This is a genomic window from Bacillus sp. EB106-04-04-XG123, from assembly GCF_058791855.1.
Window position 1 is genome coordinate 154,861 of the sequence record NZ_JBYTDZ010000002.1, and the last position, 12,884, is coordinate 167,744.

Here is a 12,884-nt window from a genome sequence, read left to right on the forward strand (position 1 = left end):
ATCTCAGTAAAAGATGTAAATATTGATAAACTATACTATTCATTTAGATAAAATATAAAACATATACTATTTCTAATTGGAATTTTTCTAGATGTATTTCATTCAATAAAAAAAGATTGTAGATCAACTACAATCTTCCTTGCGCTGCATGAGCATGCTGCACTTTTTTCCCCCACACGATGGATGCAGCGAAACTGACGCAAAGCACCAGTGTTCCAAACATAAAAGGAAACTCAATATTCACATCAAATAATATACCAGCAAGACTCGGTCCGACGATATTGGCAAGGCTCATAAAGGATGTATTGAGACCTCCTGCTATCCCTTGCTGATTGCCTGCCATCTTGGACAGCAATGTATTGAGGGCTGGACGGACAAATGACGTAGCCGATAAAAATAAAATCGAACCTGTAAAGATCAACCAAAAGGACGGCGCAAAACGGCAGGCGATCAGCATGAAAGCCGCACCTAACAGCGCATAACGCACGACTCTCATCTCTCCAAATCGTTTCACACAGGCATTCACTAACGCACCTTGGACAAGCACCCCAGCAAGACCCGCAACCGTAATCACAAAGGCAATATCCTTCGGCGAAAATCCGTGTTTTTGGTCTACATATAAGCCGAAAATCGATTCAAAGTGAATGATCCCGAAATTGAGGACAAAGGCTAATATAAACAAAAAACCGTATGATGTCTTTAGAGCCTCGATCATTTGTACAAAAGGATTGAAATGAATGTCCTTGTTGAGCCGCGCCTCTTCCTGCTTTTCCTTTGTTAAAGTTTCAGGTAAGAATAGGATGGATAACAAAGTAGAAAGGGCAGCAAAGGAACCGGCAATGAGAAATGGAAAAGCGATCCCGTACTCAACCAAATAGCCGCCTACTCCCGGCCCAATGACAAAACCTAGTGTCATCGCTGCACTGAATAGACCCATTCCTTTCCCTCGGTCCTTTTCACTTGTGATATCAGCGATGTATGCAAACATGGCCGGCATGAGCAAAGCCCCGGCAGCACCGCCTAAAAACCGAGACACAAACAGCATCCAAAGCTGATCAGCAAAAGCAAAAATAAACTGAGCAATCGTAAAGCCGGCAATCCCGGCAATGATCAATTTTCTTCGTCCAAATCGATCGGTCAGTGCGCCGGCGATCGGCGATAACGCAAATTGTGTGAGGCCTGTTGCAGCGACAAGAAAACCGAGTGTTTTTCCTGTTGCGCCAAAGGCTTCGATGTAACTCGGCATAACAGGTACAATGAGGCCAAAGCCAAGCATGGCAATAAAAATATTGAGCATCAAAATGTATAATCTGCCCATCTTCTTCATACAAAAAACCTCTTTCTGCAAAATAAATGAAAATGATGACAAAAAGGATGAGAACTTCTCCAGTATAGCGATAACCTTATCTATAAGTCTAGTTTTTCAAAAATTAGCGTTCTTTTCCAAATAAAAAATACCCGCCAGTGGCGAGTATGATGTATCTATTCAGCATGTTCATAGATAGAAAGAGCCGCCTGAAGCCCTGCTCCGCAATGGATAGATGCACCGTGTTTGATGAGAATCGCTTCCAGCCCTGCTAACACAAACAGCACATTTTCCTTTCGGCAGCTGTAGCCCATTGTCCCAATTCTCCATATACGGCCGGCAAGCGGTCCAAAGGAGCTTGCAATCTCAATTCCAAAATGATGGAGCAGGTCGAAACGGACCGCTTCTCCGTCAATACCTTTTGGAATGACAACACAGGTCACAACCGGCATTTTACAATCTGGATCACCAAACAATTCAAGCCCCATCGCTTCAAGACCTTTCATCAAGGCTTTTTCATGATACGCGTGCCTTTGAAAACGTTCAGATAGCCCTTCTTCCAGCACAAGACGAACTCCTTCTCGCAGTGCATAGAGCATCGTTGTCGCTTCTGTATGATGATTTAATCGTCTTGGGCTCCAATAATCCTGAAGCTGGCTTAAATCAAAATAATTGCTTTTGATTGGAGAAATATCGATCTGTTTTTGTAATTCATCCTGTGTCGCAATCCCTTTTTCTACTTTCTTTCTCGATTCAATGACAGCTGCGGCTCGGTCATTATAGGTAATAGGTGACATGCCTGATGGAACAGATAAACATTTCTGCGTGCCGCCAATCGCCGCATCAATTTTCCATTCATCCACTTTTACCTCGACACCGCCAATGGTCGCCACAGCGTCTACAATGAACAGCGCATCAAGAGCCCGGCATGCTTCACCAATTTGCTTGAGCGGCTGCAATCGTCCGGTGGATGTTTCACCATGAACCATGGCAACGATTTTAGGCTTGACCCGCTTTATTTCTTGGATGATGTCGGCAGGATCAAAAACCGTCCCCCATTCACATTCCATTGTATGCACCTCAGCACCGTAGCGCTGCCCTATTTCAATGAGCAAGTGACCGAAGCGTCCAAAGACAGGCACAAGCATCGAATCTCCCGGCTCAATCACACTGGCGAGCACAGCTTCAAGCCCTGAACGGGACGTACCGTCAATTGGATAAGCCCATTTGTTTTCTGTTTGAAAAAGTGACCGCAATAAGGTCATTGTTTCGTTCATTATGTGTGTAAATGCTGGATCAAATTGACCGAGAATAGGGGTGCTCATCACACGGAGCACTCTCGGATCTACTTCTACGGGCCCCGGTGTCATTATCGTTCTCGAAGGTGTTTGCAGTTCTTTCACGTTATCCATCCTCTCCCTTGCTGTCCATCCTTATAAGCCCACTTATACAGGAATGCTCTTAAAATAGCAATCTCTTTTCCTACGAACTCATTACATAAAATTTACGAGAAATCCATTTATTTCTTCATGACAATATGATAGAAATAAAGAGAATACATTCCCTATCAAGGAGGAAATCGAATGAAAAGAACTTTATTTGGAACTGTGGCCGCCGGAATCATGATATTCGGCACATTCGCCGCCCCGCTGCCTCCAGCTGCAAACGCTCAAGGTTTCAATCTGAATGAACCTAGTCAAACGATCACCTTTTCCCCGTTACAGCTTCAAAACGAAACATCTGCACAACAAACGCAAACTGCCGCCACAAGTCAAATCGATTCCTATTACCAATCTGCTGCTGGCAAATCAGGACCCGCTCTTAAAAAGGCTTTACACGATATCATTGATGATCATACGCAGCTATCCTACAGCCAGGTTTGGGATGCATTAAAGAAAACAGATGAAGACCCCAATAACCCAAACAATGTGCTGCTGCTTTATAGTGGTGCCTCCCGCTCAAAGCAAGCGAATGGCGGGAATGTCGGCCAGTGGAACAGAGAGCATGTCTGGGCCAAGTCTCATGGCAATTTTGGGACAAGCCAAGGGCCTGGGACAGATCTCCACCACCTTCGTGCGACAGATGTACAAACGAACAGCACACGTGGAAATTTAGATTTTGATACAGGCGGTAATGAATACAAAGGGGCGCCGGGCAACTTCTACGATAGCGACTCATTCGAACCTCACAGCCGGGTCAAAGGAGATGTTGCGAGAATGCTCTTTTATATGGCGGTTCGCTACGAAGGTGATGACCGCTTCCCAGATTTAGAATTAAACGACAAAGTGAATAATGGAAGCTCCCCTCTTCACGGCAAAATGTCTGTGCTTCTCAAATGGCACAAGCAGGACCCAGTCGATCAAATCGAACGGAACCGCAATGAGATCATATATCAAACGTATCAGCACAACCGCAATCCTTTTATTGATCATCCTGAATGGGCAAGTGAGATTTGGGAATAAAAAAAGGCACTGCTATAAACAAGCAGTGCCTTTCTTTTGTTCAAGAGGACAAACAAGACAATAATCAAGACTCTCTGATTTTTTCTCAAGCTTATAATACATACAGCAGGTTTTCCGGTTGGATGTTTCAAGTAAGCTGTCGTCTAGGTTTAAACTGTGCTGAAATGGATTTTGCTGAGCTCCAAATACATCCCCAGCCGCCTGCTTCAGATACAGATAATCCTCCCGCACACGCTGCTTCACCGCAGGTTCTTCCGCTTCCCGCATCATGCTTCGATAAAGAGAGTTGATTCGAACCGCTACATTTTCCCATAAAATACGAGAAGAGAGTTTTGATGTGCGGTTCAGCACGTCTAAAAGAGGTGTGACACACTCCGTAAACAGTGCACGTACGACCTTCTCTCTCCATTCATGCCGATCTCCTTCTAGTGGAACAAACGAACACGCTGCCTCATCTATTTCAATTTTCCGATCCTCTCTAAATGCACATGCTGCTGGTGAAAACTGATAGACACCGTCATACAGCGTCATCAAATAAAGAGAGGAACTGACGGCTAAATAGGCATACCGCTTTGAAAACATAGAAGCTGCTACCGCAAGATTGGGTGCATGCATCGCTTCCTTTTCAGCTTCTAATAAACGTATGACGGCTGCTTCTGAAAAAAGCGCAGCAAGTGTGCGATCAGATGTCATTGGTCCATTTGTGATGTGTACCCCGAAATCAAGTAATTCTCTCTCAACCCACTCTGGCCTCATATCAAAACCCCCATCTTCTGTTTATCGATTGCGCTGTTGATATAACAAATAAATAAAGAACGGTGCACCAATAGCTGCCGTAAATACACCTGCTGGGACATCTAACGGTAGAAATGCGGTTCTAGCCACAAGATCAGCCAGCATCACAAGAATACTTCCAACAAGCGCAGATGCTGGGACAAGTGCTATGAATGAACGTCCAATGATCATCCGTGCAACGTGCGGCGCCATGAGTCCAACAAATTCAATGCCGCCTGCAAATGCGACTGCAACACCAGCCAATGTCACACTCATCAGGAGAAAGAATAATCGTTTCGCCTGCACTTTTACCCCGAGACCTGTTGCAAGATCATCTCCAAGTTCTTTTACATTCATCGTTCTTGCTAACACCATGACAATCGGTAAAATAATCATCACCCAAGGAAGCATCGCAGTGACGTCTTTCATCGTAGAACCATATAAGCTGCCCGTCAGCCAAATATACGACTTAGTCGTTGTCATCGTATCACTAAGAACAAGCGTAAACGTCACACATGCCTTCATAATGGCAGAAATCCCAATTCCCATTAGGACAAGTGTGATCGGTTTGACCCCTTTTTTCCATGACAGCAAATAGATCAGGCACGATACCGCAAAAGCACCGGCAATCGCCCATAAGGATTGATAAGCAATGGGCACAGTGCCCATCCAAAAGACGATGAACATAATCGCACCAAACGAAGCACCACTCGTAATCCCAATGATGTCAGGCGATGCAAGCGGGTTGCGAATCAATCCTTGCAAAATAAGCCCTGATACCGCAAGCGAGGCTCCGACTAAGACAGCCAGCAGCGTTCGTGGAATCCTCAGCGTATTTAACACAAAGGAATTTCCCTCTCCCTGACCGATTAAATGAAGCAGCACATCCACCGGCTGAATGAACCGGCTTCCCATACTGAGACTGAGAATAAATAAACCAAAGGCAATGGCCGTCAATAAAGATAAAATCAAAAACGTCCGCTTTGAAAATTGAAATGAAATGCGCCCGCCTTTAGAACGCACTGTATATGTTTTAGCCACCTGTCTTCAACCCCTTGCGCACGAGATAAACAAATAGAGGCGCTCCTGCTACCGCCGTCATGACACCAATCGGCACTTCCTGCGGCATGATCAGAAAACGAGCCGCCAGATCCGCGGCAAGCAAAAGCGACGCCCCCACAACGGCACAATACGGCAGTACCCAGCGATGGTCAGGCCCGACAAGCTTTTTCACAATATGCGGCACAAGAAAACCAACAAAGCCAATTGAACCTGCGACAGCAACGGAACCCCCAGCTAAAAAGACGACGAGTACACCCATCGTGATTTTCAGCAGCAATGTACGCTGGCCAAGTCCTTTGGCAATATCATCTCCTGACAAAAGAACATTTATAGAAGGTCCTAGAAGCAGCGCCACAATCGTCGCCCCTAGAATATAAGGCAAAACAGGGATTAACATATCAATACTTCTTCCAGACACTGAACCAGCCATCCAGAACAAAATACTTTGAATTGACTGTTCATTCACGATTAAAAGACCTTGTGTAAAAGACGCAAACAGTGCAGATATCGCCGCACCTGCAAGGACAATTTTGACCGGCGTCAATCCATCTCTTCCAATGGAACCCAATAGAAAAACGAGCATCCCTGCAATCGCTGCGCCTAGAAAGGCTGTCCACATATAGCCTGTTAACGACTCTGTTGAAAAGAAAACAATCGAAATCACGATAAAAAAGAGTCCACCTGCATTAATTCCTAATAAATCAGGCGCCGCAAGCGGATTTCTCGTCAATGCCTGCATGAGTGCACCTGAAATCGCCAGGCTAGATCCAACGACCGTTGCGATTAAAGCTCTTGATAATCTGGATGTCATGACAATGACACTGTTTGGATCCGATTCATCAAATTGAAGAAAAGCATGGATGGTGGCTTTGAGGGAAATGGAGGTTTGCCCAAGGGAAATACTGAGCATAAAAAAGACCAACATCAACACAATGAATCCAGCAAAAAGCAGTGCCTTGCTTGAATCCTTTTTTAATAAACTTCTCATCTAATTCCCGCTTTCAATCTGTTATGGAAAAAAGGAGAAAATGGTATGTTCACATTTTCTCCTCTGTTATGACTTATTTATCAATTCCTAGACGATCGTAAATATCATCAAGCATCATGTTTGCAGCGATAATACCGCCGCCCATGTTCCAAGTGATTTCATCTACTTTATGCACTTGTTTCGCTTTCACTGCGTCAAGCTGCTTCCATAAAGGATGACTCGTCCACTCTTTATATGCTTTCTCAACCGCCTTATCTTGATCATCCATGAAGTAATAGATCACATCTGCATCCATTTGCGGAATACTCTCTTTGTCTGTCAGTGTAATAATGTCTTGCTTTTTATCTTTGACATTCTTAGGTCCTTTAAAGCCTAGCTCTGTTAAAATCGACCCTGCGAAACCAGTTTGATAGATTCTAGCATGGTCTGCACGGAAGTTGACCACAGACACACTCATTGGCCAGTTTTTGATGTCTTTTTTCGCTTTTTCTTTGAAGTCAGCGACGCGGTCATCCCACTTCGTCAGCAATTCTTTTGATTTGTCTTCCTGATTTAACGCTTCACCCATCAACTTCACTGTATCTTTAAAGGTGAACACAGTTTCAGTTGCAACAGTTGGAGCGATCTCTTGCAGCTGATCAAAAATTTGCTCGTGGCGGATTTTTGATGCAATGATCAAATCAGGCTTGAGCTTTTCAATTTCCTCTAAGTTTGGCTGTGTTTCCTGCCCAACAATTTTAACATCCTTTAAGTCATCTCTTAAATATTTATACGTAGGTGCTTCAAGCCATGATTCAACAACACCCACTGGTTTAATGCCCATAGCGACTGCTGCATCGGTTGCTCCTTGGTACAGCGTCACAATACGCTTTGGTTTATCCTTAATATTGTCAGTTGAACCGATAGCGCTTTCAACGGTCCTTGTTTTCTCTTTATTACCTGACTTGCCGTCACTGCTATTGCTGCCGCAAGCCGCTAGTAAAACGATGGAGAGCACAACTAGCAATGACCAGAAAGATTTTTTGAACATGTACCTCACCTATCCATTCTATATGTAGTCATTTCGTTTGATAACGATTCTCATTATCACATTATGATTTTATCATAGAAAAGGATGGTGTCAATGTAAATTTTTAAGAAAATGGGAGAGTGTTGACTAGTTGTTCTTATGAAATAGGATGATTCCACATTTGGATGGTTCTGCCAATCTGTTTTCCCGCTTCTAGTAAAATCGACAAATGGGTATGTCCTTCCAGCACTTGATAGACTGATTGTTTTTTGATTGGTTCTTTCGGCAGCTCATGATAGGGGAGAAATGTCTCGACGTCATACAGCTCATCCTTGCTGCCTACAAACATGCCATACGGCCGATCCATCTTCGCAAATTGTTTCTTAGGTGCAGATGGTGTTAAGGCAAGAGATAGATTGACGGTGATAGTCGTTAACAGAAGCGGATCCTGCTCAACTGCCCATGCAGGATAATGAAAACGTACCGCTTCAGAATGACTCATTAGACTCCCTTTTGTCATCGCAGACAGAATGAACTTCCATACTTGAACGGTGGCAAAGGGAATTTGATCAGCCCTTGCAGTACCTGATTTATAGCCAAATTCAGGTGCAATAAAAAAATAACCGTCTACTTCTCTCTTTTTTGGCCAAGACAAGTAGTTAAGCAGCAGGCCCGCTCCCGAAGAATGGCCACAAAGGTAGATGGCACCTTTATGATCCTGTTTAATGGCATCCACAACCTGCGACATATCTTGCCATACATCCGTGACACTAGGTGTATCCCCTTTTTTTCCTTGTGAATGGCCATGGCCTCTTAGATCAAGTAAAAATACATTTACGTGAAAATCATGTTGCAGTGTGTAAGCGATATGCTCATAACCAGCCAAACTATGAGCACCACCGCCATGAATCAAGATCACATTGGCCTGCGTCTTCTTTTCTGATAAAAATGGATAATACGCAAGGCTTGTACCATCATGTGATGAAATGAATTGTCTTTCTGGAATATGTACAGAGGCTGCTTGTTGCATACTTGTAAACGAGAATGATTCTGTCTTGGTGTGTGTCAATTGATTTCGCTCCTTTAGCCAGAAATGAGAATGACTAAGCCGAATTAGTCATCCTCCTTCCTGCATCCTATTCATTCATATCCTGCAGAGGGAAGGTCTTACTTTTTCTAAAGCATACCATAAGAACATGTCAATAAAGTCGTGCTTTGTCAAACGCCTTTCATCATACTGTACATCTCTTTATGAATGATCAAAAGACGAACGTCCATCGTTCGTCTTCTTTCCTTACTTCACTTCCTCATGCTCTTGAGCAGCATCTCTTTTGCTCGCGATAAAGAGTGCACAGGTCATAGCAAGAATGGCCAGCGCCCACCAGAAGGTCGATACCGCCTCTTCATGATCAATGATAATTAAACGGATAACAGCTGTGATCCCTATATAAATAAAATAACGAAGTGGGAAATGAAAGTTAGATTTAAAGTATTTAATAATTAAGGCAATAAACTCAAAGTACATAAAGAAGATCAGCAGTTCCCCAAGCATTCCATAATAGCTTTCTCCTTTGTTAAACAGTGTCTTATAAACAAATTGGACAATGTACCATGTTTCACTGATTAAGAGAACACTTAAAGCGATGGCCAAAAAGAACAGACAGATATTGAGAAGGCCTTGTAAGAGATCAGGTATCTTTTGGAAGTTGTTGAATCGTTTCATTGAGTTGTCTCTCCATTCCAGTATATTCATTTGTTTTCTACATTTTGATGTTCCAAAATCGCAGCACGATGTAGTAAACATCGTTCCTTTCTATACTTTCAAACTGCCCGTGCATGCGGGACATCATTCGTTTGATGCTTCGTTCACCAAGTCCAGTACTTTCCTGCGTGTCATTTGTCTCGTTTATCGCATTGCTGATATGGATCTCAAAGATTTCTTGATCGGATAAAAACGTGAGGTTGATATCCTTTTTAGGATCTGCGTATTTCCTTAAATTGGACATCACATTATCAAATACTCGGCCAAGCAGCTCGACATTCACATTGATATAGCTGTCAGGCAGCTCTCCTAAAAGATGAACCTTAAAGTTCTCTTGATGCAGAATGGCCACTTGATCTGACAGGAGATCGTAAATCACCTCTTTGACTGCAACGGTCTCAAGCTCAGATTCATGTTCTTTATCCAGCAGAAAATAGGCAAACAGATTATCAGACAGATTTTTTAATTGCAGTGCTTTCCCGTAGGCACTCGCTATATATTGATCTTTACGGGTATTCGCTCCAGTCTCCTCTTTTTTCGCAAACTCCAGATTCATCATCAACGACGTCAGCGGTGTCCTCATATCATGGGACATTTCGGTGACCAAGCTGCGGCTCTCTTCTTGCAGCTCATCAATGGCTTGAAGCTTGTCTAAAAAGGCTTTTCGCAGATCCTCAATACTTTTGGCAATCATCGCTAATTCATCATGCCCTTTTACAGTCATCTCATAGTCCAGCTCTCCGCCTTCAAGAATATGAATCTCTTGATGAATCATTTGCAGGTAGCGCAGACTTTTGCGAATGCCAAGAAGAACTATGAGGAGAAATATAAGCGTCGCCCCGAGCAGCTCGAGTGTAAAGGCAAGATCATGGTAGCGAGATGAATAGAAACCGTCCACCATGACGCGGCCTTTACCGTCGCTAAACTGAATCGGATACGAATGGTGTTCAGCGTACTGGGCCATCTTTTCTTTTCCGTACGCCGATTCATCGGCAGCGGAATAAATAGAGTCATATTGCAGCACTTGATCCTTGAAAATGGTCAAATTAATGTAATTCTCTTTTTTCACCCACTCGCCAAACGCTTTTCGATCCGTTGAAGACAGCTCATTCTCAGACACGTAGCGGCTGAATTTTTGAATATACTTGGCTGACTCCTGCTCGTAATACTCGTCAGAACTCAAATATCCATCAATTAAATCATTGGTGATCTTTTGCAGCGTCAAAAAGACAATACCACTCACAATTGCAGCCGCCAAAATCAACAGAGCCAGCTTTTTGGTCAGTGTATATTTACGTTGTGCCAAATCGATATCCTCTTCCCCATTCGGTTTTGATATATACAGGGCGCGCAGGATCATCTTCAATTTTGGCACGAAGCTTTCGAATATGCACCATCACCGTATTGTTGGAACAATAGAAATAGGGCTGTCCCCACACGCTTTCATAAATATTTTGAGCAGAAAATATTTTGTTTCGCCTGCTCATGAGCAGCTTTAACATCCGATATTCTAGATCAGACAGCTTAATTTGCTGGTTTTCTTTCCATACTTCATTAAATTCTTCACTTACCTTCAGCTTACCCCCAACAAGAAAGGTCTCTACCTGCCCCTTTTTTTCCAGATAGACGGTATACCTGCGTAATTGTGCAATGACTCTAGCATGAAGCTCCTCTTCTGAGAAGGGCTTTGTCATATAATCATCCCCACCGGCAAGTAATCCTTCAGTTTTATCGAATGTGCTCGACTTGGCTGTCAGAAATAGAATCGGAACGTTAGATGAGGCTCTTATGTGCTGGCATGTTTCGATGCCTGAGAGCCCAGGCATCATCACATCTAAAATCACCAAATCGAGCGAATCATCCACAAGCTTCAATGCTTGCTCGCCATTCATCGCTCTTAGCACCTCATATCCTGCACGTGAAAGGGATTCCTGCAGAAGGTCACCAATATCCTGATCATCTTCTACGACTATTATTCGATGGGTCATGTCTCTCACCTCATGTAATGTGTTGCTCTTTCTTTTATGTCTTTACTATATATCATCTAGCTATGTGAAAAGATACAGCATAAACCTTAACAGTTTATGAAGTTGAGCATACGCCATCAATTTGTCACATTTATTTTCAAAAAATTGGATCTTCATAAATTGTTAAGAATTGGGCCGTATATTGATTCATTGTAAGGATCAATGAATTGATCCGAATGACATTTATCATAACAAGAAAAGGAGCATCGATATGAATGCAAACAAAGTAGCACACGGACAACCGATGAGTCTGCGAGAAAGGGTTCATTTCTTGGACATCGTACGAGGATTCGCCTTAATGGGGATTATTCTAGTCAATTACTTTTTGATCGTGGATTCGGCCAAGGGATTTGACATGCAGTCAAATGATGTCTTTCACAATGTGGTGAATTGGTTTGCCTCGGGGAAATTCATTACACTGTTTTCCTTTCTATTCGGGGTTGGTTTTATGATTTTTATGGACCGAGCTGCTCAGAAGGTAGACAGTCCGAACAAGCTGTTTGCCCGCAGATTAACCATTCTCTTAGGATTTGGACTTCTGCATTTGACCTTTGTTTGGATTGGTGACATTTTGGCCTATTATGCAGTCGCTGGCTTTTTATTGCTGTTCTTTTACAAACGAACAGCCAAAACCATCCTATACTGGCTGATCACACTCTTTGTGATTCAATTGCTCACACCTATTTTCACGATGCTGTTCAATACCATGAACACAGCATCAGGCAAGCCGGATTTTGCTGATTTCGAGCTAGCCAGCCACAACAGCCTGACTTATTTAGCATCTATTGGTGATCGGTGGACAGATATGGTCACAATGGCTTCCAGTTCTTTTTCTACCGTCTATTCTATGTTCTTCATGTTTTTACTTGGTGTTTATTTTGTGAAAATGGAGTTTTTCAAAAACATGGAGGCGAAAAAAGCGATTTGGAATCGCATTTGGATCATTTGTACAATCGCGTTTCTCATCACACAAGGCAGTACGATCATTACAGCGGTCAATCCTTTTGAAAATACGCTCTGGATGAATATTGCCTCTGCCCTTGAACAAAACGGCGGATTAACTGGCAGTATGTTCTATATGAGTACACTTGCAATGCTGTTTCTGCACGTTCCTCAGCTGCGAGGTGCTTTGATGATCTTTACCAAAGTTGGACGGATGTCGTTGACCTGTTATTTGCTTCACTCCATCATTGGCACAATGCTATTTCTGAGATACGGAGCCGGACTTGCCAATCATCTTCAGCCAGCTGGCACGTTTATGATTGGGCTGGGGGTTTATGTCTTCCTAGTGCTCTTCAGTACGCTATGGTTAAAGCGGTTTAAATATGGCCCGATGGAGTTTATTTGGCGTCAGCTGACGTATGGGAAGGTCGATGATAAATCGAAAACAAGCACGATGCATGTGGCGAAGTAACTGACATCATAGTAGTTAAAAAGAGTGAGAAAAGGCGAACTTTAATGGTTCGCCTTTTCTGTAGTATATTAGTTTTTTGT

12 protein-coding genes are annotated in these 12,884 nt (G+C 43.1%); 2 read left to right on the plus strand and 10 right to left on the minus strand.

Annotated elements, in window-relative coordinates; all coding sequences use genetic code 11:
- Window positions 1-127 precede the first annotated feature (127 nt).
- Both AC3WTB_RS06245 and AC3WTB_RS06250 read right to left on the minus strand, forming a co-directional pair.
- Entirely contained in the window at window positions 128-1,327 is a 1,200-nt protein-coding gene (locus AC3WTB_RS06245) for an MFS transporter (protein ID WP_369879909.1), read from the minus strand.
- 155 nt (window positions 1,328-1,482) lie between these two features.
- Window positions 1,483-2,718, minus strand: a complete 1,236-nt coding sequence (locus tag AC3WTB_RS06250) for a pyridoxal-phosphate-dependent aminotransferase family protein (RefSeq protein WP_492333472.1) — start codon at window positions 2,716-2,718, stop codon at window positions 1,483-1,485.
- A gap of 171 nt (window positions 2,719-2,889) precedes the next feature.
- Here AC3WTB_RS06250 and AC3WTB_RS06255 point away from each other — a divergent pair, with 171 nt between their 5' ends.
- Window positions 2,890-3,768: an endonuclease I family protein gene (locus tag AC3WTB_RS06255; protein ID WP_440602130.1), complete on the plus strand. Its 879-nt coding sequence runs from the start codon at window positions 2,890-2,892 to the stop codon at window positions 3,766-3,768.
- Between the two features lie 12 nt (window positions 3,769-3,780).
- Here the strand turns inward: AC3WTB_RS06255 and AC3WTB_RS06260 are convergent, their stop codons facing one another.
- The 8 genes from AC3WTB_RS06260 to AC3WTB_RS06295 all read right to left on the minus strand — a co-directional run bounded on the left by AC3WTB_RS06260 (window position 3,781) and on the right by AC3WTB_RS06295 (window position 11,351).
- Window positions 3,781-4,524 carry an IucA/IucC family C-terminal-domain containing protein gene (locus AC3WTB_RS06260; protein WP_059375973.1) on the minus strand — a complete coding sequence of 248 codons (744 nt, stop codon included), beginning with the start codon at window positions 4,522-4,524 and terminating at the stop codon, window positions 3,781-3,783.
- 21 nt (window positions 4,525-4,545) lie between these two features.
- Complete coding sequence (locus AC3WTB_RS06265; RefSeq protein WP_492333473.1) at window positions 4,546-5,583, minus strand: FecCD family ABC transporter permease; 1,038 nt, start codon at window positions 5,581-5,583, stop codon at window positions 4,546-4,548.
- Window positions 5,576-6,592, minus strand: coding sequence for a FecCD family ABC transporter permease (locus AC3WTB_RS06270; protein WP_039181235.1), 1,017 nt, complete (start codon window positions 6,590-6,592; stop codon window positions 5,576-5,578). The genes AC3WTB_RS06265 and AC3WTB_RS06270 overlap by 8 nt, the downstream gene beginning before the upstream one ends.
- A gap of 73 nt (window positions 6,593-6,665) precedes the next feature.
- Window positions 6,666-7,622, minus strand: a complete 957-nt coding sequence (locus AC3WTB_RS06275) for an ABC transporter substrate-binding protein (RefSeq protein ID WP_039181238.1) — start codon at window positions 7,620-7,622, stop codon at window positions 6,666-6,668.
- A 136-nt stretch (window positions 7,623-7,758) separates the two neighbouring features.
- Window positions 7,759-8,670: an alpha/beta hydrolase gene (locus AC3WTB_RS06280; protein WP_492333474.1), complete on the minus strand. Its 912-nt coding sequence runs from the start codon at window positions 8,668-8,670 to the stop codon at window positions 7,759-7,761.
- Window positions 8,671-8,895: 225 nt separating this feature from the next.
- Window positions 8,896-9,324: a phosphate-starvation-inducible protein PsiE gene (gene psiE / locus AC3WTB_RS06285; protein WP_039181241.1), complete on the minus strand. Its 429-nt coding sequence runs from the start codon at window positions 9,322-9,324 to the stop codon at window positions 8,896-8,898.
- Window positions 9,325-9,361: 37 nt separating this feature from the next.
- Entirely contained in the window at window positions 9,362-10,669 is a 1,308-nt protein-coding gene (locus tag AC3WTB_RS06290; protein WP_492333475.1) for a HAMP domain-containing sensor histidine kinase, read from the minus strand.
- Complete coding sequence (locus AC3WTB_RS06295; RefSeq protein ID WP_492333476.1) at window positions 10,656-11,351, minus strand: response regulator transcription factor; 696 nt, start codon at window positions 11,349-11,351, stop codon at window positions 10,656-10,658. Before AC3WTB_RS06295 ends, AC3WTB_RS06290 begins: the two co-directional genes overlap by 14 nt.
- Before the next feature lie 250 nt (window positions 11,352-11,601).
- Between AC3WTB_RS06295 and AC3WTB_RS06300 the strand changes: the two genes are divergently transcribed.
- Window positions 11,602-12,804, plus strand: a complete 1,203-nt coding sequence (locus AC3WTB_RS06300; protein WP_247543707.1) for a DUF418 domain-containing protein — start codon at window positions 11,602-11,604, stop codon at window positions 12,802-12,804.
- Window positions 12,805-12,884: the final 80 nt, after the last annotated feature.

Excerpts from the sequence above, each read along its gene's own strand:
- AC3WTB_RS06245 (WP_369879909.1), bottom strand. The coding sequence starts at position 1,327 with ATGAAGAAGATGGGCAGATTATACATTTTGATGCTCAATATTTTTATT.
- AC3WTB_RS06250 (WP_492333472.1), bottom strand. The coding sequence starts at position 2,718 with ATGGATAACGTGAAAGAACTGCAAACACCTTCGAGAACGATAATGACA.
- AC3WTB_RS06255 (WP_440602130.1), top strand. The coding sequence starts at position 2,890 with ATGAAAAGAACTTTATTTGGAACTGTGGCCGCCGGAATCATGATATTC.
- AC3WTB_RS06260 (WP_059375973.1), bottom strand. The coding sequence starts at position 4,524 with ATGAGGCCAGAGTGGGTTGAGAGAGAATTACTTGATTTCGGGGTACAC.
- AC3WTB_RS06270 (WP_039181235.1), bottom strand. The coding sequence starts at position 6,592 with ATGAGAAGTTTATTAAAAAAGGATTCAAGCAAGGCACTGCTTTTTGCT.
- AC3WTB_RS06275 (WP_039181238.1), bottom strand. The coding sequence starts at position 7,622 with ATGTTCAAAAAATCTTTCTGGTCATTGCTAGTTGTGCTCTCCATCGTT.
- psiE (WP_039181241.1), bottom strand. The coding sequence starts at position 9,324 with ATGAAACGATTCAACAACTTCCAAAAGATACCTGATCTCTTACAAGGC.
- AC3WTB_RS06295 (WP_492333476.1), bottom strand. The coding sequence starts at position 11,351 with ATGACCCATCGAATAATAGTCGTAGAAGATGATCAGGATATTGGTGAC.
- AC3WTB_RS06300 (WP_247543707.1), top strand. The coding sequence starts at position 11,602 with ATGAATGCAAACAAAGTAGCACACGGACAACCGATGAGTCTGCGAGAA.